Annotated in this window: 1 protein-coding gene; it reads left to right on the top strand. The window is 66.0% G+C overall.

The features are described from left to right. Positions 1-680: PP2C family protein-serine/threonine phosphatase (locus ON37_RS00070; RefSeq protein WP_040715138.1), on the top strand; the 680-nt coding region annotated here is incomplete at both ends.

Below are 680 nucleotides of genomic sequence, written 5' to 3'. Positions count from 1 at the left end.
TCGCAGTTGATGATCGCCGCGCTGGCTCATCTCGACGACGACGAGCCCGGCGACGATCTGCTCGGCAAACTCGACCGGGCGATCCGTGAAGGTAATGCCGCGATCGCCGATCAGGTCGAAGAGGAACCCGAACTCGACGGGATGGGCACGACGCTCACCACCATCCTGTTCGCGGGCAAGAAACTCGGCCTGGCCCATATCGGCGATTCCCGTGCCTATCTGCTGCGCGACGGTGAGCTCACCCAGATCACCCGCGACGACACGTTCGTGCAGTCGCTGGTGGACGAGGGCCGGATCACCCCGGAACAGGCCCATACCCATCCGCAGCGGTCACTGATCATGCGGGCGTTGACCGGAAACGAGATCGAGCCCACGCTCATCGTCCGGGAAGCCCGCGCCGGTGACCGCTATCTGCTGTGTTCCGACGGTTTGTCCGATGTGGTCAGCGACGAGACCATCGCGAATACGCTGCGCGAGGGAACCACCGACGAGGCCGCCGACCGACTCATCGAATTGGCGCTGCGCAGTGGCGGTCCCGACAATGTGACCGTCGTCGTCGCCGATGTGATCGATCTCGACTACGGCCAGAGCCATCCCATCGTGGCGGGTGCGGCCTCCGGCGAGGACGAGGACACCCCGCCGCCCAATACCGCCGCCGGTCGCGCCGCGGCCATGCGTCC

Source organism: Nocardia veterana NBRC 100344 (genome assembly GCF_000308855.1).
GTDB lineage: Bacteria > Actinomycetota > Actinomycetes > Mycobacteriales > Mycobacteriaceae > Nocardia > Nocardia veterana.
The sequence above is the reverse complement of the archived record's forward strand: the minus strand, read 5'-3'. Positions and strand labels throughout refer to the sequence as shown.